Below are 21,819 nucleotides of genomic sequence, written 5' to 3'. Positions count from 1 at the left end.
TGTATGGCATGCCGCTGTATCGTCAGGAAAGTAAGTTCAAAAGGCTGGGCCAAGCTAGGCTGAAGGAAGCCAGTTAGATTTTTCTAGGACTTACGTAGACTCAAGGTTGGACTAAGAAGCTGTTTATATCGAGACATGGCGGTCTCTGACAATGAATGCTGATGATAATTCGATTGTACTTTCTATTTGGCCAGGCTCTCCGATTTAAATGCAGCAACGGCTTTATTTCTGGGGCGGCACTGCGCACCTTTACGAGGTGGGATAATAACTATAGTTATTTTTTGAGCAATAATGGCTGGCAGTGTTGAATGTCATATGCATCGATAGGGGCCAAAGACTGAAATAAAACGCCGGTTTGATTTTTTATTTATTACTACCCAAATAAGCCTAAGTGTCACACCAAGTGGCACCCTTAGCCTCTTCCTCATCCAATGCACCGACAATACTAGAATATATGCTATTTAGTGCACCATCTGGTTGGCTTCATACCTGGGGCCTAGCGCCACTCGTCCGTTGGCGCTCTTTGAGTCTTAGCTTTCAATAAGCAGATCGCAAGCATTAGCCAAGGTGTTCTCGGTAATTTTATCGCCACCGAGTAAACGGGCTAACTCTTGTAAACGTTTATCTTTATTCAATTCTTGCATTTGGGTTTGGGTGTCGTTTTTATCACTATTTTTGCTCACAAAGTAGTGCTGATGACCGTTACCAGCGACTTGGGGGAGGTGGGTGATCACTAACACTTGGGTGGAGTCTCCGAGTTGGCGCAGTAATTTACCCACCACAGCGGCGGTGGGGCCACTGACACCGACGTCTACTTCATCAAAAATAAGGGTGGGAGTGGCTACTTTTTGGGCCGTGATCACCTGAATCGCTAAGCTGATACGTGACAGTTCACCGCCAGAGGCGACTTTCGCTAATGGGCTCATGGGTTGGCCTGGGTTGGTGCTCACCAGAAACTCTACTTTGTCTATGCCTACCGGAGAGTAGCTCTTGCTATTGTCAGCAGTCACTGTCATTTCAAAGCGGCCATGCTCCATGCTGAGCTGGTGCAGGCTTGCGGTAATTTGTTTATTAAGAGACTGTGCATAGCGCTGTCTGCTTTGACTTAGACGCTCAGCGGCTAATAAAAACTGGGCTTTTGCCTGCTCTACTTCTTCATCCAGCTCATGTAAGCGAGTGTCATTGTTATCCATTTCTGAAAGCTGAGTGGCAATTTTCTGATGAAATTCATGTAATTCAGCGGGGGGCACATGATGCTTACGGGCTAATTCCATCACCTTTGCCATACGCGATTCCACTTCATATAAGCGCTCGGGATCCAGCTCTAGCGTATCAAGATAGCGGGTAAGTTCACTGTGACCTTCTTCGAGTTGTATCTGGCTGCTTTCTAGCATGTCTAACACAGGGCTTAGGCGTGGGTCTAGCTGGCAGAGATCGGTGACCAATTTTAACCCGTAGCGCAGCTGTTGCAGGGCGTTATTTTCTTCATTATCGGCCAATACACCTAACGCCTGCTGACAATCAGTAACCAGTTCAGCGCCGTTAGCCAAGCGGCTGTGTTCGGCTTCTAACCCTGGAAATTCATTCGGTTCAAGTGCCAGCTCATTGAGTTCAGCGACCTGGTATTCCAATAGTTGGCGCTGTGCTTGCCATTGCTGCTGTTCGTCTTGCAGTTGTTTTCGCTCATTGGTGAGCTGGCGCCAAGTTTGGTAATGTTTGCTGGTTTTTTGCATCATTTGATGATGCCCTGCATAGGCATCTAGCAAGCTGCGCTGATAGTCAGCTTTTTGTAATGCTTGGTGAGCGTGTTGGCCATGGATATTAATTAACAAGGCACCCAATGTTTTTAATTGTGCCAGTGGTACAGGGGTCCCGTTAATGTAGCCACGAGAGCGGCCTTCTCGGGTGAGGGTACGGCGCAAAATACATTCGCCTTGCTCATCAAGCTCTTGTTCATTTAATTCTTGCTCATCTAACCACGCTTTCACTCGTGGTAGTTTGTTGATGCGAAAGCGTGCACTAATGTCGGCTTTATCAGCTCCGGGTCTGACGGTCTCTGTGTCGGCTCGTTCACCTAAGGCAAGAGCCAAGGCGTCGATAGCGATAGATTTACCGGCACCGGTTTCGCCGGTGATGCTGGTCATGCCGGCGCGTAAATCCAGCTCTAAAAAAGAGACAATGGCAAAGTTGCTGATAGTGAGTTGAAGTAACATGGTCAAACCCCTGCACAAAAGTGACTGTATACAAATACAGTATACTGGTGTTTTATACAGTGGCAAGAATAAATTATAGCCCCAAGCTCCAGCTAAAAGCAGTCAGCTTAGGGTTTCATCATAAAATAACTAAAGCGGAGAATGGCCTGTTGATGCTTATTATGAACAGGCTTTGTATTAAAAAAGCTTACTACCCCAGCCGAGTTTGCTGCGCAATACTTCAAAGTAGTTGTGACCTCGGGGATGTAACAGTTTGAGTTTATGGGGGCTTTTATTAATGTGTATTTCGTCTCCTGGTTGTACTGCTAAAGATACGTGCCCATCGCAGCTAACTAACATCTGGCCCGTTTTATTATTGGGAGAGATCACCATTTTTATATTGCTGTCGGCGTCAAGCACAATGGGGCGGCAGCTTAAGGTATGCGGAAACATGGGCACCAGTGTCATGGCGTTAAGGTTAGGCGTGACAATAGGGCCGCCAGCAGACAGTGAATAAGCGGTAGAGCCTGTTGGGGTGGCGACAATCATGCCGTCGGCGCGTTGGCTATACATAAAATGGCCATTGATATAGACCTCAAACTCAATCATGTGCGCAATTTTACCCGGATGTAACACCGCCTCATTCATCGCCGTATTACTGGCCTTGAGTTGGCCATGTCTGTGCACTTGTGCTTCAAGCAAAAAACGGTTTTCTGCCTGATAATCTCCTGCTAATAAACGCTCTAGCGGCTCTTCAAAACGGTCAGGCGATAGATCAGTTAAAAAGCCCAAGTTGCCACGGTTAACGCCTACAACAGCGACATCAAACCTGGCCAGTACGCGCGCTGCACCCAGCATATTACCGTCGCCGCCGACCACTATCGCTAAATCGGCGCGCTCGCCTAATTCTACCATTTCAAGCAGTTCTACATCATCGAGTTTGAGCTGTTCACCTACTCGACGCTCAATAACAACATTAATACCTAAATCAATAAGGTGTTTATATAAGGCCACTAAGGTTTGGTTGGCACCTTCATGATCGGGTTTGCCGATGAGAGCAATAGTTTTAAATTCGGTATCCATCAATATATATACCTGGTTGAGGGATGAGATAGGCAGAATGACTAGGGGTATCTAGCCGGATAATGCCTCATTCTAATTAACACTGTGTCTGAGAGCTAGCGCGTGATCAACAATCGCTATCATATTCTCTTGAATTCTGAGATACCGTCCCCCATATATGCTGGCAAGAGAGAATTTATACACTAGGAGACAAGATGAGCGATAAATCCCATCAGGCAGATACAGAGCAAGCGGGCGAGCAAGAGCCACACACCCTTGAAACACAAGAGACACCCATTGAGGCCGAGTTGCTCTCGCCCGATGCCGCTTATATTGCCGAACTAGAAAAGAAACTGGCCGATGCCACCGATACCGCTGCAACAGAAAAAGACAATGCGTTGCGGGCGTTGGCTGATATGGAAAACTTACGCCGCCGTTCGGCACAAGATGTTGATAAAGCGAGAAAGTTTGCACTAGAAAAATTCTCTAATGAATTACTGCCAGTTATCGATAGCTTAGAGCGAGCGCTTGAACATACCGATAAAGAAAGTGAAGCCTTGAAGGCTGTTTATGAAGGTGTTGAGTTAACACTTAAGTCTTTATTAGGTGCACTAGAAAAGTTTGGGGTGTTAGCCATCGATCCTGCCGGTGCGGTGTTTGATCCTAACAAGCATCAAGCCATGAGCATGGTTGAAAGTGATGAGGTAGCCCCCAATTCAGTGGTCGCTGTTATGATGAAGGGCTATGAGCTTAATGGCCGCGTACTACGTCCCGCTATGGTGATGGTAGCCAAAGGGCCGGCCATTGATACGCAAGCATAAGTACGCTGGTAAAGGCGGTAGGTCGTGTCATCAGCCTAAGACCGTAGGCGTAAAAATATCGGTTTTTTTATAAAAAAGTATGTGGTGTGCCTTGAAAGTGACTATCGGCAGCCACATATATAGATTAAAGCAACATACATAATGCTTATTATTTAATTCAAGATATTAGAGAGGAATTCATGGGCAGAATTATCGGCATCGATTTGGGTACTACTAACTCTTGCGTGTCTATTTTAGACGGCGATAACCCACGAGTAATAGAAAACGCCGAAGGTACTCGTACTACACCTTCCATCATTGCCTATGCTGATGATGGCGAAACCTTAGTGGGTCAGCCGGCAAAGCGTCAGGCGGTTACTAACCCACAAAACACTATTTTTGCCATCAAGCGTTTAATTGGTCGTCGTTTTGAAGATGAAGAAGTACAGCGTGACCTTAAAATCATGCCGTTCAAAATCGTTAAAGCCGACAACGGTGATGCATGGGTAGAAGCTAAAGATAAAAAAATGGCACCACCACAGGTGTCTGCTGAAATTCTGAAAAAAATGAAAACCACTGCTGAAGATTATTTAGGCGAAGCGGTGACAGAGGCGGTTATTACCGTGCCTGCTTACTTTAACGATGCACAACGTCAAGCAACTAAAGACGCGGGCCGTATTGCCGGCTTAGACGTTAAGCGTATTATTAACGAACCTACTGCGGCAGCGTTTGCTTATGGCGTTAATAAAACCAAAGGCGACCGCAAAGTTGCAGTATATGACTTAGGTGGTGGTACTTTCGATATCTCTATCATTGAAATTGATGAGATGGACGGCGAAAAGACCTTTGAAGTGTTGGCGACGAATGGCGACACCCACTTGGGTGGTGAAGACTTCGATAACCGCCTAATCACCTACTTGGTTGATGAGTTTAATCGTGAGCAAGGCTTTGACTTACGTAACGATATGCTGGCACTGCAGCGCTTAAAAGAAGCCGCAGAGAAAGCCAAGTGTGAGTTGTCTTCAGCTCAACAAACTGATGTGAACTTACCTTACATTACCGCTGATGCCTCAGGTCCTAAGCACCTGAACATTAAGCTGACTCGCGCCAAGCTTGAGTCTTTGGTAGATGACATGGTGAAGAAGTCATTAGACCCGGTTAAAACGGCATTAAAAGATGCCGGTCTGTCTGTTTCTGAAATTGATGATGTGATTTTGGTGGGTGGTCAAACCCGTATGCCACTAGTTCAGAAGGCGGTCAGTGACTTCTTTGGTCAAGACCCGCGTAAAGACGTTAACCCAGACGAAGCTGTTGCTGTGGGTGCTGCTATTCAAGGCGCCGTGTTGTCGGGTGACAAAACGGACGTATTGCTACTAGATGTAACACCTTTGTCTTTGGGTATTGAGACCATGGGCGGCGTGATGACAGCGGTGATCGACAAGAACACCACTATTCCTACTCGTAAGTCTCAAACTTTCTCTACCGCAGACGACAACCAAGCCGCCGTGACCATTCATGTGCTGCAAGGTGAGCGTAAGCGCTCTGGTGACAACAAGTCTTTAGGCCAGTTTAACCTAGAAGGCATTCGCCCTGCACCCCGTGGCTTACCACAAATTGAAGTGACTTTCGATTTGGATGCTGATGGTATTCTACACGTATCTGCGGCTGATAAAGACACAGGTAAAGAGCAGAAAATTACCATTAAATCTTCCTCTGGTTTGAGTGATGAAGAAGTAGAAGCCATGGTGCGTGAAGCGGAAGCTAACGTAGAAGAAGACAAGAAGTTTGAAGAACTCGTAAGCGCACGTAACCAAGCTGATGGTTTAGTACATGCTACTCGCAAACAGTTAGAAGAAGCCGGTGATGACTTAGCTGCTGATGACAAGAGCGCCATTGAAGCGGCCTTAGCTGAGCTAGAGACTGCTGCTCGCGGTGAAGACAAAGAAGAGATTGAAGCCAAGCAAACCACGCTGATGGAAGTCTCACAAAAGCTGATGGAAGTGGCACAAGCCAAAGCCCAAGCTGATGCTTCACAAACCGGTGAAGAGCCACAAGACGCCTCTGCTAAAACAGATGACGATGTGGTTGACGCTGAGTTTGAAGAAGTAAAAGAAGACAAGAAGTAAGCTAAATAAAGCGTATTAACGCGGCCAATGCGGGCGTTGGGTTGCCAACGCCCGCCTTTGTATTAACAGGACTCAGGTAAATTATCGGCCTATGTCAAAACGAGATTATTATGAAGTGCTCGGTGTCTCTAAAGGAGCCGAAGAGCGCGATATAAAGAAAGCGTATAAGCGGATGGCGATGAAGTATCACCCCGACCGCAATAAAACCGATGCTGACGCGGGTGATAAGTTTAAAGAAGCCACTGAAGCCTATGAAATACTCACCGACCCACAAAAGCGCGCCGCTTATGATCAATTTGGCCATGAAGGTGTCAATGGTCAACAAGGTGGTCACGGCTTTGGTGGTGGCGGTGGTGACTTTGGTGATATCTTTGGTGATGTCTTTGGCGATATCTTTGGTGGTGGTCAGCGCCGTCAGCAGCGGGCGGCCCGTGGGTCTGACTTGCGCTACAATATGGAGCTGACGCTAGAAGAAGCCGTGCGGGGCGTGACCAAAGAGATCAAAGTCCCCACCTTGGTGGGGTGTGATACTTGTGACAGCAGTGGGGCTAAAAAAGGCAGTAAAGCCGAAACCTGCTCAACTTGTCATGGTCAAGGTCAGGTGCAAATGCGCCAAGGTTTCTTTGCTGTACAGCAGCCGTGTCCGCATTGCCGTGGTAAAGGTAAGATTATTACCGATCCGTGCAATAAGTGTCATGGCGAAGGGCGCTATCAGAAGACCAAAACCTTATCGGTTAAAATTCCGGCCGGCGTAGATACGGGTGACCGTATTCGCTTGTCCGGTGAAGGTGAAGCCGGTGAAGCCGGTGCACCTACAGGTGACTTATACGTACAGATGCATGTACGTGATCATGAAATATTTATGCGTGATGGCAATAATTTATTTTGTGAAGTGCCGATAGGGTTTACCGCCGCGGCCCTGGGTGGAGAAGTAGAAGTCCCCACACTTGATGGCCGAGTGAAGCTTAAAATTCCGGCTGAAACGCAAACCGGTCGCCACTTTCGTCTAAAAGGCAAAGGGGTGCGCTCGGCGCGTAATGGCCAAATGGGTGACTTGGTATGCAAGGCCTATATTGAGACTCCGGTCAATTTAACCGAAGATCAGAAGGCATTGTTACGTCAATTAGAAGACTCGTGTGGTGGCATTGATGCGAATAAGCACCAGCCTAAAACCGAGGGTTTCCTCAAAGGAGTTAAGCGCTTCTTTGACGATTTGACCCGCTAAGTTAGCTGTACTAATCTGGGCTGCTTACCTAACAGCCCAGCGGCTGATACGGAATTTATAATATGAGCCCTTGTCGATGTTCGACAGGGCTCTTGTTGTTTTATTGTCTGAAAGGAACTGGGTTTTATTATGGCACAAACTCCTATGACGGTTGTTGGCGCACAAAAACTACGTGAAGAGCTAGACCACCTAAAGTCGGTATTACGTCCCCGAATTATTGCTGATATTGCAGAGGCTCGTGAGCACGGCGATTTAAAAGAAAATGCGGAGTATCATGCTGCACGTGAAGAGCAAGGTTTCTGTGAAGGGCGTATTCAAGAAATTGAAGGTAAGTTGTCTAACGCACAAATTATTGATGTGACCAAGCTACCTAATACCGGCAAAATTATTTTTGGCACTACTGTTGATTTGTTTAAAGTGGACGATGAAAAAGAAATTACCTATCGCATTGTGGGTGATGACGAATCGGACATTAAAGCGAATTTAATTTCAGTAAACTCACCGATTGCACGTGGACTGATTGGAAAAGAAGTTGACGATGTTGCTGTCGTTAAAACGCCCGGCGGTGAAGTAGAGTACGAAATAATAAAGGTGCAATACCTGTAATCTCGACACTTGTAACCTCCAACGACGAGATTAGTGAGGTGCTTGCTTTTTGAGAAGTAAGGGTGGCTGTCTGCACCTTTTAATTGCACATAAAAACGGCAGACGCGAATCGCATCTGCCGTTTTTGTTTGTTCTCGGCATGAGCCTGTTCAGCCGTTAAGCGGTCATCGCTTGCTATTAAAGATTATGCGCGAGGTAAACTGATTTTTTTATCGTCGCTCGGGCGGTACAATGACAGCACATGGCCAACATTTTGTACTTTGAGTGCGCCTGTTTCTCGGATAATGGCGTCCATGATCAGCGCTTTGACTTCTCTGTCTTCAGCCGCAACTTTGACTTTGATCAGCTCATGGAAGTTTAGGGCGAGATCTATTTCAGCGAGTACGCCTTCGGTTAGACCGTGTTGGCCAAGTAATACCACTGGTTTAAGGTGGTGAGCCAAACCTTTTAAGTATTGTTTTTGCTTATTCGTCAGCGTCATTGCAAAATGCTTCAGTTAATAGGTTGAAAGGGGGCTATTGTACCCCCATCTACACTGTAATGGTAATAGCAGGGCGATAATTTAATGGCCAATAAAAAACGCTCAGCCAGTTCATCACGCTGGCTTAAAGAGCATTTTGACGATAAATATGTAAAACAAGCACAAAAAAGAGGTCTACGCTCGCGGGCTGTATTCAAAATAGAAGAATTACAAGGTCGTGACCGGCTGTTAAAGCAAGGCATGACGGTGGTGGATTTAGGTGCTGCTCCCGGCGGCTGGAGCCAGTATTGCGCAGAGCAAGTAGGGCATAAAGGGCAAGTGATAGCTTGTGATTTATTGCCCATGGATGCCATCGCCGGGGTTGATTTTTTACAAGGTGACTTTAGGGATGAGGAAGTGCTTAATGCATTACTCGTGCGGGTAGGCGAAGATAAGGTGGATGTTTTGTTGTCTGACATGGCGCCTAACATGAGCGGAACGCGTGAAGTCGACCAGCCTAAATCCATGTATTTAGTGGAATTAGCTTTGGATATGTGCCGACAAGTGCTTGCACCCAAAGGCAGCTTTGTGGTGAAAGTGTTTCAAGGCGCGGGATTTGATGAGTTTCTATTAGAAGTGAGGCGCGGCTTTAGTTCCGTTAGAGTAAGAAAACCCGATTCGTCGCGACCGAGGTCGCGCGAAGTGTACATTGTAGCTACAGGCTTTAAACTGTAGTACTCTCAGAGTCATAAACTGTCATCCGGTGAGGTTAGTAATTTGAGTGACATGGCGAAAAATTTGATCTTATGGTTGGTCATAGCCGTGGTGTTGATGTCGGTATTCCAGAGCTTTAGCCCTAGCGAGCCCAATGGACGCCAAACGGACTACACTACCTTCGTACAGGAAGTAGCCCAAGGGCAAATTCGTGAAGTACGTATGGACGGTCAAACGGTTCAAGGTGTTAAGCGCAGTGGTGATCGTTTTACCACTATTCTGCCTGCACAAGATCCCCAACTGCTAAACGATTTATTAAATAATAACGTGCGCGTAGTGGGTGAAAAGCCTGAAGAGCCAAGCTTACTTACGTCGATCTTTATTTCATGGTTCCCCATGTTATTGTTGATTGGCGTGTGGGTGTTCTTTATGCGCCAAATGCAAGGCGGCGGTGGCGGTAAAGGCGCCATGAGCTTTGGTAAAAGTAAGGCGCGCCTCATGGGCGAAGACCAAATCAAAACCACCTTTGCTGATGTGGCAGGGTGTGATGAAGCTAAAGAAGACGTCGCTGAGTTGGTGGATTACTTACGTGACCCTAGCCACTTCCAAAAGTTAGGTGGGCGTATACCGACGGGGGTGCTGCTAGTCGGCCCTCCGGGTACCGGTAAAACCTTGTTGGCCAAAGCTATTGCGGGTGAAGCTAAAGTTCCCTTCTTTACTATCTCGGGGTCTGACTTTGTTGAAATGTTTGTGGGTGTGGGCGCATCTCGGGTGCGTGACATGTTTGAGCAAGCGAAGAAGTCATCACCTTGTATTATTTTTATTGATGAAATAGATGCGGTTGGCCGTAAGCGTGGCGCTGGCATGGGCGGCGGTCACGATGAGCGTGAGCAAACGCTTAACCAAATGCTGGTTGAAATGGACGGCTTTGAAGGCAACGAAGGTGTGATTGTTATTGCCGCCACTAACCGCCCTGACGTATTAGATCCAGCCTTGTTGCGTCCTGGTCGTTTTGACCGTCAAGTTGTGGTTGGATTGCCTGATGTACGTGGTCGTGAGCAAATACTGAAAGTCCATATGCGTCGTGTGCCGTTAGGCGAGGACGTTAAGCCGAGCTTGATTGCACGAGGTACCCCAGGCTTCAGTGGTGCAGACTTGGCCAACTTGGTGAACGAAGCAGCCTTGTTTGCGGCGCGTTCTTCACGCCGAGTGGTGTCCATGGAGGAGTTTGAAAAGGCAAAAGATAAGATCATGATGGGTGCTGAGCGCCGTTCTATGGTGATGTCTGAAGATGAGAAAGCCATGACGGCTTACCATGAAGCGGGCCATGCCATTGTTGGACGCATGGTGCCAGAGCATGATCCGGTTTATAAAGTGTCGATTATTCCTCGTGGCCGTGCCCTAGGTGTGACTATGTATCTGCCTGAACAAGATCGCTTTAGCTACAGTAAACAGCTACTGGAGTCGATGATTTCTAGCCTTTATGGTGGCCGCTTAGCGGAAGAGATTATTTATGGCTTTGATAAAGTGACCACTGGTGCGTCTAACGACATTGAGCGGGCTACAGATATTGCCCAAAAAATGGTCACTCAGTGGGGCCTGTCTGAAAAGTTAGGGCCACTACTGTATGCAGAAGAAGAGGGTGAAGTGTTTATGGGCGGCTCTGGCGGCAAGGTTAAACACTTGTCTGATGAAACGGCCAAATTAATTGACGCTGAAGTAAAAGAGCTGATTGAGCGTAACTTTCAACGTGCTAAGAAAATATTGCTGGATAACATCGACATACTGCATGCCATGAAGGATGCACTAATGAAGTATGAAACCATTGATGCCAAGCAAATTGATGATTTAATGGCACGTCGCGAAGTGCGCACCCCAGATGATTGGGAAGAGTCAGATGATACTCCGCAAGGCCCCACTGCGAGTGCGGGTGACAGTGGCGCAGATAAGGTGACGGAGCATGACGCAAATAAAGACGAACAGTCTAAGTCAGATGCCCCTGAGGTTAATAAGCCGAGCGATATCACCGGTCATTAATATTTTATGATAAATTAAGCCTCGAACATCACTTGTTCGGGGCTTTTTTGTTTAAAGAGATGGTTTTATGCTGTTATCAAGCAAATCTAGAACGCTAAACTTATCGACTCCCCGCATTATGGGGATACTTAACCTCACCCCTGATTCGTTTTCTGATGGTGGCCAGTTTGTTGGTCAAGACGCTGCACTGCGCCATGCTTTACAGATGGTTAAGGATGGCGCTGCTATTATAGATGTGGGCGGTGAGTCAACCAGACCTGGTGCCGCAGCAATAACAGCGCAAGCAGAGTTAGACCGAGTTATTCCTGTGATTGAGTTATTACGTCAAGAGCTAGACTGCTGGATTTCTATTGATACCAGTAAAGCTGTGGTGATGGGCGAGGCAGTCTCAGTGGGGGCCGACTTAATCAACGATATTCGTGCATTGCGAGAGCCTGATGCCTTACAAGTAGCTGCCGACAGTCATGCGGCTGTGTGTTTAATGCATATGCAAGGCTTGCCGAGAACCATGCAGCAGGCGCCTAATTATGATGATGTTACTGCTGAAGTAGCGCAATTTTTGGCACAACGTGTGGCCGCGTGTGAGCAAGTGGGCATTGAACGCGGCCGCATCTGTCTTGATCCCGGTTATGGCTTTGGCAAGCAGTTAGCGCATAATTACGAGCTGCTGGCTAAGGTGGGGCAATTGCATCAGTTAGGGCTCCCGTTGCTAGCGGGCATGTCTCGCAAGTCTATGTTAGGGCAGTTAGTAGGACGAGAAGTGGATCAGCGCCTTGCAGCAGGCTTGGCGGCGCATTTATTTGCGTTGAGTCAAGGAGTACAAATATTGCGGGTACATGATGTAAAAGATATGGCAGACGCCATAACAGTATGGCAATACGCCACCGATTATCAGGGATAAAACATGAGTAGAAAATATTTTGGTACTGACGGTATTCGCGGTCGAGTGGGTGATTATCCCATCACCCCTGAATTTGTTATGAAGCTCGGCTGGGCGGCAGGTAAAGTGCTATCAAAAACGGGCACTAAAAAAGTACTCATTGGTAAAGACACCCGCATTTCTGGCTATATGTTGGAATCTGCATTAGAGGCAGGTTTATCGGCTGCAGGGCTGCAAGCGGCGTTATTAGGCCCGATGCCAACACCTGCGATTGCCTATTTGACTCGCACCTTTAGGGCCGAGGCTGGCATTGTGATCAGCGCCTCTCATAATCCTTATTTTGATAATGGCATTAAATTTTTCTCTCATGACGGCACTAAGCTGCCCGATGAGGTTGAGTTAGCCATAGAGGCCATGTTAGATCAGCCCATGGACTGTGTGGCATCGGAATACTTAGGTAAAGCCAGCCGTATTAATGACGCAGCTGGGCGTTATATTGAGTTTTGTAAAAGCACGTTTCCATCAGAAATGCACCTCGATGGGTTGACCATTGTTATCGACTGTGCTCATGGTGCAACCTATCATATTGCCCCTGCAGTATTCAGTGAGCTGGGAGCCAAAGTAATCCGTATTGGCTGTGACCCAAATGGGGTTAATATTAATGATAAGGTGGGCTCCACTGCACCTGAGGCGCTAATTGCTGCGGTACTAGAGCACGAGGCCGACTTAGGGATTGCCTTTGACGGTGACGGCGACCGGTTAGCGATGGTGGATCATAGTGGCACCTTGCTCGATGGCGATCAGCTGCTGTATATAATGGCGCAAGATGCCATTAAACGTGATGCGCTGGGGGGAGGCGTGGTCGGGACTCTAATGACTAACATGGCATTAGAGCTGGCTTTGACAAAGCAAGATATCCCATTTGTGCGTGCCAAAGTGGGTGACCGTTATGTATTAGAGCAACTGAAACGCCACGGTTGGAAGTTGGGTGGAGAGAATTCAGGGCATATTATCAGTCTTGATCACAACACTACGGGCGATGGCATTGTTGCATCATTACAAGTATTGCGGGTGATGGTTGCAGGCAATCAACGTTTGCAAGACTTAGAAAAATGGCTGCCGCTCTATCCGCAAGTACTAAATAATGTGCGCTTTCAGGTAGGGACAGATCCACTCAACTGTGAACAAGTACAGCATAGAGTGAAGGTTGCAGAGCAAGAGTTAGCCGGAAACGGGCGGGTATTATTAAGAAAGTCAGGCACAGAGCCGGTGATCCGGGTGATGGTTGAAGGGCCTGAATTAGATCAAGTAAGTCGCTTGGCGCAATATATTGCTGAAGCCATTCCTACAGCCTAGGTAAACGACGTTAAACAGGCGATGTAATCTGCATTTTGCTGGCTTTTTGCCCACTTGCGTGATTATTTGTAAATTACGCTTGTATCGGGCGTAGGGTCTGGTTAATATTAGCCCCGCTCCGGACAGTAGTCTGATGCGGGGCTCAGACGTCAAGCATAGGGTAAGCTGATGTACGAAATTCTTTTAGTTATTTATCTGCTGATTGCATTAAGCCTAATTGGTTTAGTTTTAATACAGCAAGGTAAAGGTGCCGATATGGGTGCCTCATTTGGAGCAGGTGCTTCCAATACAGTTTTTGGCTCAGGTGGGTCGGGTAATTTTTTAACAAAAGTTACCACTCTACTTGCTGCCGGTTTCTTTGTCGTGAGCTTAGCGCTAGGTAATCTATCAAGCAATAGCTCACAGAAAGGAAGCGAATGGGAAGATCTTTCTGAGCCAGTTGCGCAAGAAAGTGTCATTCCGGGTAACGAAGCTGTAAAAGTAAATAACAGCGACGTACCAGAGTAAAAGTTTAGCCGTGGTGGTGGAATTGGTAGACACGCTATCTTGAGGGGGTAGTGCCTGTATGGGCGTGCGGGTTCAAGTCCCGCTCACGGCACCAAAATTAAGTTAGGTTGAGTTTTAGACTCAAATTAACTATAATTTTTATGTTTTCGGACGCGGGATGGAGCAGTTTGGTAGCTCGTCGGGCTCATAACCCGAAGGTCGTCGGTTCAAATCCGGCTCCCGCAACCAATTCCTCACATTTATTGCTGTTAATACCGTATAGACTCGGGGAGTGATAAATGGTTGTCGTAAGACAACAGTCAGGGTCCAGGTGAATAGCCCCGATTTGATGATCGGGGCTTTTTGTTATCTGCACTTTAGTATCAGGTTATACTGGTACACATTCACTGGGCTGCGAGCCCTTTTTTTGTTTTCGGAGGGGTAGCTTTGGCTACATTGGAACAACGATTAACCGAGATGTTAACAGAGCCGGTTGAGGCCTTAGGTTTTGAATTGCTTGGGCTTGAATACGTACGTGCTGGCAAGCATTCAACCTTGCGTTTGTATATCGACCATGAAAACGGTATTGAAGTCACAGATTGTGCCGACGTTAGTCGGCAAGTAAGTGCCGTGTTAGACGTGGAAGATCCCATTTCTACCGAATATGATCTGGAAGTGTCTTCTCCGGGTATGGCTCGCCCCCTATTTAAGCCAGCTCATTATCAGGCCATTATTGGTCAGAAAGTGGAGTTATCTCTACGTATGGCGGTGAATAATCGTCGTAAATTGAGTGGGCTTTTGGTGGCGGTAGACGACACCATGATCAGTCTGGAGGTTGACGGAACCGCGTTTCCTGTTGCCTTCGCTAATATCCAAAAAGCACATCTGGTTCCGAACTTTGACTAACGAGGCGGTCGGACATGAATAAAGAAATACTGCTGGTAGTTGATGCCGTTTCTAATGAAAAGGCGTTGCCCCGGGAAAAAATTTTTGAAGCGCTAGAAACCGCGCTGGCTACGGCCACTAAAAAGAAATACGAAGGAGATATCCTAGTACGCGTCGAAATCGATCGTAAAAGTGGTAACTTTGAAACTTTCCGCCGCTGGCAAGTGGTGGAAGAGCAAGAATCGTTAACAAACCCCTATGGCGAAATAACGCTAGAGGCGGCTCAGATTGATGAGCCAGAGATTCAAGTTGGCGACTTTGTTGAAGATGAAATTGAATCTGTCACCTTCGACCGTATCACCACTCAAACAGCCAAGCAGGTTATCGTACAAAAAGTACGTGAAGCCGAGCGGATGCAGGTGGTTGAGCAATTTAAAGATCAAGAAGGTGAAATTATTACCGGTGTTGTGAAAAAAGCGACCCGGGAAAACGTTATCTTAGATTTGGGCAACAACGCCGAAGCGGTGATCTTTCGTGAAGACATGCTACCCCGTGAAACGGTACGCAGCGGTGACCGTGTACGTGGATTACTGTATGCCGTTCGCCCAGAAGCCCGTGGTGCTCAGCTATTTGTTAGCCGCAGTAATCCCGACTTCTTAAAAGAGCTCTTTCGCATTGAAGTGCCAGAAATTGGTGAAGAAATTATCGAAATCATGGGGGCTGCTCGTGATCCAAGTAGCCGCGCTAAAATTGCCGTTAAAACCAACGACCGACGCATTGATCCTATTGGCGCTTGTGTGGGGATGCGTGGTGCCCGTGTGCAAGCGGTATCAGGTGAATTAAACGGTGAGCGTGTTGATATTGTCTTATGGGACGATAACCCAGCCCAGTTTGTTATTAACGCCATGGCCCCGGCGGATGTAGCCTCTATTATTGTCGATGAAGACAGCCACTCTATGGATATTGCTGTAGAGTCGGGTAACTTGGCGCAAGCCATTGGCCGTAATGGTCAAAACGTACGTTTAGCGGCTCAGCTGACAGGCTGGGAGTTGAATGTAATGACAGTAGAAGACTTACAGAGTAAACACCAGGTTGAAAGTGACAAAATCATTAACTTGTTTATCCAACACTTGGATATTGATGATGATTTTGCAAGTTTACTGATGGAAGAAGGCTTTTCTTCTTTAGAAGAAATTGCTTACGTACCGATCAGCGAGCTGTTGAGCGTAGAGGGCTTAGATGAGGAGATGGTTGAGGAGCTGCGCAAGCGTGCTAAAGCGGCCTTAACGACTCAAGCGCTAGCGCAAGAAGAATCATTCGATGGGGTGGAGCCGGCAGAAGATCTGCTCGCACTGCCCTCCATGACCCGGGAGCTGGCTTATGCGCTTGCCGCCCGTGGTGTTGCGGATTTGGAACAACTAGCAGAGCAGGGCATAGACGATCTTGAAGGAATGGAAGATCTAAGTGAAACCCTGGCCGGGGAGCTAATAATGGCGGCCCGTAATATCTGTTGGTTTGGGGACCAAACCGAAGAATAAGTTCAGCGGAGGTAAATGAATGGCAGAAGTTACATTATCGCAGCTCGCCAGCGACATAGACACATCGGTTGATCGTCTTGTACAGCAGTTTCGTGAAGCCGGTATCGAGAAGTCGACCGGTGATAGCGTATCGGAAACCGAAAAGGCCGATTTGCTGAATCATTTAAAACAACAGCACGGTGCGCAGGCTGAAGAGCCCAAGCGCATGACGTTGCAACGTAAAACTATGAGCACCTTAAGCGTGCCCGTGGTGGGTGGAAAGAGCAAAGCTGTTCAGGTTGAAGTACGAAAAAAGCGAACCTATGTGAGACGTGATACTGCTGAAGAGCAGCAACGTCAACAGGAAGCTGAAGAGCAAGCGCGCCTAGAGGCACAAGCGCAAGCTCATCGTGAAACCGAAGAGCAAGCTAAGCGTGAAGCACAAGAAAAAGCCAAGCGTGAAGCGCAAGAGAAAGCCAAGCATGACGCGGAAGAAAAAGCCCGCCAGGCTCAGCTGCAAGCTCAGAACACCAAAGAGCAGGGGAAAGTAGCCCCGAAAAGCAAAGAGCAGAAAAAGGTGGACGACATGGCGAAAAGCGAAGCAGAAAAATTGAAGCAGCAGCGTGAGCAAGAAATTGTCCGCAAGGCTGAGCAAGATGCCAAAGATAAAGCGGAAGAAGTTCGTAAGTTGGCAGAAGCAAACGAAAAGCGTTGGGCCGAAGAAGCTGCCGCTGAGAAAAAACCAGAAGAACAAGCAGATTACCATGTAATGACGAATGCTCACGCAAAAGCGGCAGAGGATGAAGCTGATAAGAGTGAAGAGCAAAAAGCCCGTCGTAGCACTGGTGGTAAGAAGCGCAAAGGCGGTAGAAATAAAGAAGATCGTGAAAATCGCGAAAGCCGTAACGAGCGCCTTCGCAAAGGTAAACGCGCTAAAGTATCTATGCCTAACTCAATGAAGCACGGCTTTCAAAAGCCGGCGCAAACACTTAACCGTGACGTTGAAATTGGTGAAACCATTACTGTTGCCGAGTTGGCAAACAAGATGGCCGTTAAAGGTGCTGCTGTTATCAAGGTGATGATGAAAATGGGTGCCATGGCAACCATTAATCAGGTGATTGACCAAGAAACAGCTCAGCTAGTGGCAGAAGAAATGGGTCACAAAGTGACACTGCGTCGCGAAAACGAGTTAGAAGAGCATGTATTGTCTGATCGCGATACTAACGCTGAAAGCCAAACTCGTGCACCCGTAGTGACTATTATGGGTCACGTTGACCATGGTAAGACATCAACGCTTGATTATATTCGTCGCGCTAAAGTTGCCTCTGGCGAAGCCGGTGGTATTACCCAGCATATTGGTGCTTACCACGTAGATACAGACAATGGTTCTATTACCTTTTTAGATACTCCTGGTCACGCGGCCTTTACCTCTATGCGTGCTCGTGGTGCCAGTGCTACCGATATCGTTATCTTGGTTGTGGCAGCAGATGATGGTGTTATGCCACAGACGATTGAAGCTATTCAGCACGCTAAAGCGGCGAGTGTGCCGCTGATTGTTGCAGTCAACAAGATGGATAAACCGGAAGCGGATATCGATCGTGTTAAGAATGAACTGGCTCAGCACGGCGTAATGTCGGAAGACTGGGGCGGAGAAAATATCTTTGCTTATATCTCTGCTAAAACCGGTGACGGTGTTGATGAACTACTAGAGTCGGTATTATTGCAAGCTGAAGTATTAGAGCTAAAAGCGATACGTGAAGGCATGGCATCGGGTGTGGTCATTGAGTCTCGCCTTGATAAAGGGCGTGGTCCAGTGGCAACAATACTGGTACAAGAAGGTACGCTAAACCAAGGTGATATCGTATTATGTGGCCTAGAATATGGCCGAGTACGTGCGATGCGTGATGAGCTAGGCCGTGATGTGAAGACCGCAGGTCCTTCTATTCCGGTTGAAATTTTAGGCTTATCAGGTGTACCTGCTGCAGGTGATGAAGCGACTGTGGTACGTGACGAGAAAAAAGCCCGTGAAGTGGCGCTGTATCGTCAAGGTAAATTCCGTGATGTTAAGCTGGCACGTCAGCAAACGGCGAAGCTTGAAAACATGTTTGCGAACATGGAAGAGGGCCAAGTAGCGGAAGTGAACCTAGTACTGAAAGCCGATGTACAAGGGTCCATTGAAGCCATTGCTGATTCACTGCAAAAACTGTCTACTGACGAAGTTAAAGTGAAAATTATTGGCTCAGGCGTAGGTGGTATTACCGGTACTGATGTAAGCCTAGCGGCGGCATCGAATGCCATTATCTTAGGCTTTAACGTGCGTGCCGATGCTTCTGCTCGTAAGATGATTGAAGCTGAAGATATTGACTTGCGTTATTACAGCGTGATCTATGAATTGCTAGATGAAGTGAAGCAGGCCATGAGCGGCATGTTGGCACCTGAGTTTAAGCAAGAGATAATTGGTCTGGCCGAGGTGCGTGACGTATTCCGTTCGCCTAAGTTTGGTGCTGTTGCGGGTTGTATGGTGACCGAAGGTAACGTTAAACGTAGTAACCCAATTAGGGTATTACGTGATAACGTGGTTATCTATGAGGGTGAGCTAGAATCACTGCGTCGCTTTAAAGACGATGTGCAAGAAGTGCGTAATGGCATGGAATGTGGTATCGCCGTTAAGAACTACAATGACGTACGTACGGGCGACCAAATAGAAGTCTTCCAAATTGTAGAAGTACAGCGCAGCCTGTAATAGGGACATAAACGGCCAGTATACTGGCCGTTAAAAGAATACAGCCAGTTGTGTGTTGTTTTCTTTTGTCATCTAATATGTATTAAGGGGCCTAAAGGCTCCTTTTTTGATGGGGTAGTAGCATTATGGCGAGAGAATTTAGTCGTGCCCGCCGGGTTGGGCAGGAGTTGCAAAAAGAAATAGCGATGATCTTGCAGCGGGAAATAAAAGATGATCGCCTTAAATTGGTCACCGTCTCGGGTGTCGATCTATCGAAAGACTTAAGTTATGCCAAAGTCTTCGTCACTTTTTTAGAAAATGATCCACAAAAAATAGAAGAAGGCATGAAGGTACTAAAAGATGCCAGTGGCTTTATTCGCTCGCTGGTGGGTAAAGCTATGCGTTTGCGCATCACGCCGGAGTTACGCTTTGCCTATGATCAAAGCTTGGTGGAAGGGGTGCGTATCTCAAGCTTGGTTTCGAACACCATTGCTGAAGATAATCGCCGGATACAAGAAAGTGGGCGCAGTGAAGACGATCAAGAACAAGAGAAAAAGGATTAATCATGGGGCGTCAGCGTCGATTTCGTGGCCGTGATGTAGACGGCATTTTATTGTTAGATAAGCCCGCAGGCATTACTTCTAACGATGCGTTACAACAGGTTAAGCGTATTTATGCCGCGGCTAAAGCGGGTCATACCGGGGCACTTGATCCTTTAGCTACCGGCATGTTGCCTATTTGCTTAGGCGAGGCGACTAAGTTTTCTCAGTTTTTATTAGAAGCCGATAAACGCTATCGGGTGGTCGCTAAATTGGGACAACGCACCAATACCAGCGATGCTGATGGCGAAGTGGTGGAAACGAGGCCGGTTAAGGTCACAGAACAAGAGTTAGCCGCTGCACTGGAGCCATTTCGTGGTCAAAGTGAGCAAATACCTTCAATGTACTCGGCGCTGAAGTACCAAGGAAAGCCGTTATATCAATATGCCCGCGAAGGGATAGAGGTACCGCGAGAGTCACGTCCGATCACAGTGTATGAGTTGACGCTGATCCGCTTTAGCGATGATGAAGTCGAATTAGAAGTGCACTGTAGTAAAGGGACTTATATTCGTACCATTGTTGATGATCTCGGTGAGGCTTTAGGCTGCGGGGCCCATGTGGCTGTATTACGCCGCTTAGCGGTCGCCACCTATCCCACAGAGCGCATGGTCACGCTAGAGCAGCTAGACAATATGTTAGCTCATTGTCGTGAGCAAGAAATATTACCTCGTCTTGAGCTAGACCCACTTTTGTTGCCTATGGACACAGCCGTTGCCAGTTTAGTGGAAGTGAACATGTCTGAGTTGGTTGCCGGTTACATTCTTCATGGACAAGCGGTTCAGGTATCCGGTGCGCCACTCGAGGGGCAGGTCAGAATGACAGTGGGTGAAGAGCATCGCTTTATTGGTGTGGGCGAAATTGACGATGATGGCAAAGTGGCTCCTAAGCGCTTGGTTCGTTAATGTGTAAGCATGAAGATAATTGCATAATCAGGTTACTTTCTGGTTGCTAACACTCTCTTAACTGGTAGAATGCGCAGCTCGCTTCCTGCTGAATTAGTGATCGGCTGGAAAATCATTCATCTCTTTGGAGTACAAAAGATGTCACTAAACGCTGAAACTAAAGCTCAAATTGTTGCTGATCATGCACGTGGCGAAGGCGACACAGGCTCACCTGAAGTTCAGGTAGCTTTGTTAAGCGCACAAATCAACCACTTGCAAGGTCACTTTAAGCAGCACATCCATGATCATCACAGCCGTCGTGGTCTGCTGCGCATGGTATCTCAGCGCCGTAGCTTGCTGGATTACCTAAAGCGTAAAGACGTTGCGCGTTACAGTGCACTGATCACTAAACTGGGTCTGCGTCGTTAATCGACACATTCAGTTTAATAAAAAGGGCCTTAGGGCCCTTTTTTGTTGGCTGATTTTTAGCTCAGACCACGGGCTGCGCTGTGCTTTGACCGATAATAAAGTATACTGTATGGCTAAATTAAAAGATTAAATATATTAAGGAATCTACAACGTGAATCCTATCGTAAAAACTTTCCAGTATGGTGAACATACAGTAACGCTTGAAACGGGTGTGATTGCCCGTCAAGCCAGTGGCGCAGTGATGGCCAGCATTGGTGATACCGCTGTGTTAGTGACTGTGGTTGGCAAGCGCCAAGCCGATGAAAGCAAAGACTTTTTTCCGCTAACCGTGAACTACCAAGAGCGTACTTATGCCGCAGGCCGTATTCCTGGTAGCTTCTTTAAGCGTGAAGGCCGCCCTACGGAAGGCGAAACACTGACATCGCGGTTAATCGACCGTCCGATCCGTCCTTTGTTTCCCGATGGATTCAAAAATGAAGTACAGGTGATTGCCACCGTGGTGTCGGTTAACCCTGAAATTGCCCCGGATATTATTTCATTGTTGGGGACTTCAGCGGCGTTGGCTATTTCAGGCATGCCGTTTGCAGGTCCGATTGGTGCCGCCCGCGTGGGTTATATGAATGGCGAATATGTGCTTAACCCCAGTGTTAGTGAGCTTGAAAACAGCGAGCTAGACTTAGTGGTCGCCGGCACTGAAAACGCCGTGCTAATGGTAGAGTCTGAAGCAAATATTTTGCCAGAAGACGTAATGCTAGGTGCCGTTGTCTATGGCCACGAGCAATTAAATACTGCCATTCAAGCAATTAAAGAATTTGCCGCTGAGGTAGCGACACCTGCGTGGA

Annotated in this window: 18 protein-coding genes, 2 tRNA genes and 1 pseudogene; 18 read left to right on the top strand and 3 right to left on the bottom strand. The window is 47.4% G+C overall.

What is annotated here, in order from left to right:
* Positions 1 to 530: 530 nt before the first annotated feature.
* The gene (gene recN / locus ACTHY5_RS05220) at positions 531 to 2,213 is read right to left on the bottom strand and encodes a DNA repair protein RecN (RefSeq protein WP_441877372.1); all 1,683 of its coding nucleotides are present in this window, start codon (positions 2,211 to 2,213) and stop codon (positions 531 to 533) included.
* 177 nt (positions 2,214 to 2,390) lie between these two features.
* Complete coding sequence (nadK, locus tag ACTHY5_RS05215) at positions 2,391 to 3,275, bottom strand: NAD(+) kinase (protein WP_441877369.1); 885 nt, start codon at positions 3,273 to 3,275, stop codon at positions 2,391 to 2,393.
* Between the two features lie 194 nt (positions 3,276 to 3,469).
* On the opposite strand from nadK, the gene grpE reads away from it, so the two are divergent.
* The 4 genes from grpE (at position 3,470) to greA (ending at position 8,011) form a co-directional block, all read left to right on the top strand.
* Positions 3,470 to 4,075, top strand: coding sequence for a nucleotide exchange factor GrpE (gene grpE, locus ACTHY5_RS05210; protein WP_441877366.1), 606 nt, complete (start codon positions 3,470 to 3,472; stop codon positions 4,073 to 4,075).
* A gap of 179 nt (positions 4,076 to 4,254) precedes the next feature.
* A complete protein-coding gene (dnaK, locus tag ACTHY5_RS05205; RefSeq protein WP_441877363.1) occupies positions 4,255 to 6,180 on the top strand; it encodes a molecular chaperone DnaK in 1,926 nt (641 codons plus the stop codon).
* 91 nt (positions 6,181 to 6,271) lie between these two features.
* Positions 6,272 to 7,405 carry a molecular chaperone DnaJ gene (gene dnaJ / locus ACTHY5_RS05200; protein WP_441877360.1) on the top strand — a complete coding sequence of 378 codons (1,134 nt, stop codon included), beginning with the start codon at positions 6,272 to 6,274 and terminating at the stop codon, positions 7,403 to 7,405.
* A 129-nt stretch (positions 7,406 to 7,534) separates the two neighbouring features.
* Positions 7,535 to 8,011 carry a transcription elongation factor GreA gene (gene greA, locus ACTHY5_RS05195; RefSeq protein ID WP_441877358.1) on the top strand — a complete coding sequence of 159 codons (477 nt, stop codon included), beginning with the start codon at positions 7,535 to 7,537 and terminating at the stop codon, positions 8,009 to 8,011.
* A gap of 184 nt (positions 8,012 to 8,195) precedes the next feature.
* Here the strand turns inward: greA and yhbY are convergent, their stop codons facing one another.
* A complete protein-coding gene (gene yhbY, locus ACTHY5_RS05190) occupies positions 8,196 to 8,492 on the bottom strand; it encodes a ribosome assembly RNA-binding protein YhbY (RefSeq protein ID WP_441877355.1) in 297 nt (98 codons plus the stop codon).
* Positions 8,493 to 8,576: 84 nt separating this feature from the next.
* Here yhbY and rlmE point away from each other — a divergent pair, with 84 nt between their 5' ends.
* From rlmE to ACTHY5_RS05120, 14 genes and pseudogenes are all read left to right on the top strand, one after another.
* A complete protein-coding gene (rlmE, locus tag ACTHY5_RS05185) occupies positions 8,577 to 9,206 on the top strand; it encodes a 23S rRNA (uridine(2552)-2'-O)-methyltransferase RlmE (RefSeq protein WP_441877353.1) in 630 nt (209 codons plus the stop codon).
* Between the two features lie 42 nt (positions 9,207 to 9,248).
* Complete coding sequence (gene ftsH / locus ACTHY5_RS05180) at positions 9,249 to 11,222, top strand: ATP-dependent zinc metalloprotease FtsH (RefSeq protein ID WP_441877350.1); 1,974 nt, start codon at positions 9,249 to 9,251, stop codon at positions 11,220 to 11,222.
* A gap of 67 nt (positions 11,223 to 11,289) precedes the next feature.
* The gene (gene folP / locus ACTHY5_RS05175; protein WP_441877347.1) at positions 11,290 to 12,123 is read left to right on the top strand and encodes a dihydropteroate synthase; all 834 of its coding nucleotides are present in this window, start codon (positions 11,290 to 11,292) and stop codon (positions 12,121 to 12,123) included.
* Between the two features lie 3 nt (positions 12,124 to 12,126).
* Entirely contained in the window at positions 12,127 to 13,458 is a 1,332-nt protein-coding gene (glmM, locus tag ACTHY5_RS05170) for a phosphoglucosamine mutase (protein WP_441877344.1), read from the top strand.
* Between the two features lie 168 nt (positions 13,459 to 13,626).
* The gene (gene secG, locus ACTHY5_RS05165) at positions 13,627 to 13,965 is read left to right on the top strand and encodes a preprotein translocase subunit SecG (RefSeq protein ID WP_441877341.1); all 339 of its coding nucleotides are present in this window, start codon (positions 13,627 to 13,629) and stop codon (positions 13,963 to 13,965) included.
* A 7-nt stretch (positions 13,966 to 13,972) separates the two neighbouring features.
* Positions 13,973 to 14,059 (top strand) — tRNA-Leu (locus ACTHY5_RS05160).
* A 57-nt stretch (positions 14,060 to 14,116) separates the two neighbouring features.
* A tRNA-Met gene (locus ACTHY5_RS05155) sits at positions 14,117 to 14,193 on the top strand.
* Between the two features lie 198 nt (positions 14,194 to 14,391).
* Complete coding sequence (gene rimP / locus ACTHY5_RS05150) at positions 14,392 to 14,850, top strand: ribosome maturation factor RimP (protein WP_441877338.1); 459 nt, start codon at positions 14,392 to 14,394, stop codon at positions 14,848 to 14,850.
* Positions 14,851 to 14,864: 14 nt separating this feature from the next.
* On the top strand, positions 14,865 to 16,367 hold the full coding sequence (gene nusA, locus ACTHY5_RS05145; protein WP_441877335.1) for a transcription termination factor NusA: 1,503 nt from the start codon (positions 14,865 to 14,867) through the stop codon (positions 16,365 to 16,367).
* Positions 16,368 to 16,386: 19 nt separating this feature from the next.
* Positions 16,387 to 19,089: a translation initiation factor IF-2 gene (gene infB, locus ACTHY5_RS05140; RefSeq protein WP_441877332.1), complete on the top strand. Its 2,703-nt coding sequence runs from the start codon at positions 16,387 to 16,389 to the stop codon at positions 19,087 to 19,089.
* A 125-nt stretch (positions 19,090 to 19,214) separates the two neighbouring features.
* Entirely contained in the window at positions 19,215 to 19,631 is a 417-nt protein-coding gene (rbfA, locus tag ACTHY5_RS05135) for a 30S ribosome-binding factor RbfA (RefSeq protein WP_441877329.1), read from the top strand.
* Positions 19,632 to 19,633: 2 nt separating this feature from the next.
* Positions 19,634 to 20,569 carry a tRNA pseudouridine(55) synthase TruB gene (gene truB / locus ACTHY5_RS05130; protein ID WP_441877326.1) on the top strand — a complete coding sequence of 312 codons (936 nt, stop codon included), beginning with the start codon at positions 19,634 to 19,636 and terminating at the stop codon, positions 20,567 to 20,569.
* A 138-nt stretch (positions 20,570 to 20,707) separates the two neighbouring features.
* Entirely contained in the window at positions 20,708 to 20,977 is a 270-nt protein-coding gene (rpsO, locus tag ACTHY5_RS05125; RefSeq protein WP_441877323.1) for a 30S ribosomal protein S15, read from the top strand.
* A gap of 151 nt (positions 20,978 to 21,128) precedes the next feature.
* Positions 21,129 to 21,819 (top strand): annotated as a pseudogene (locus tag ACTHY5_RS05120) (polyribonucleotide nucleotidyltransferase); the annotation flags it as partial.

It is taken from the genome of Oceanisphaera sp., from assembly GCF_052084945.1.
In the GTDB taxonomy this organism is placed as follows: Bacteria; Pseudomonadota; Gammaproteobacteria; order Enterobacterales; family Aeromonadaceae; genus Oceanimonas.
This window is presented reverse-complemented; position numbering and strand designations above follow the sequence as displayed.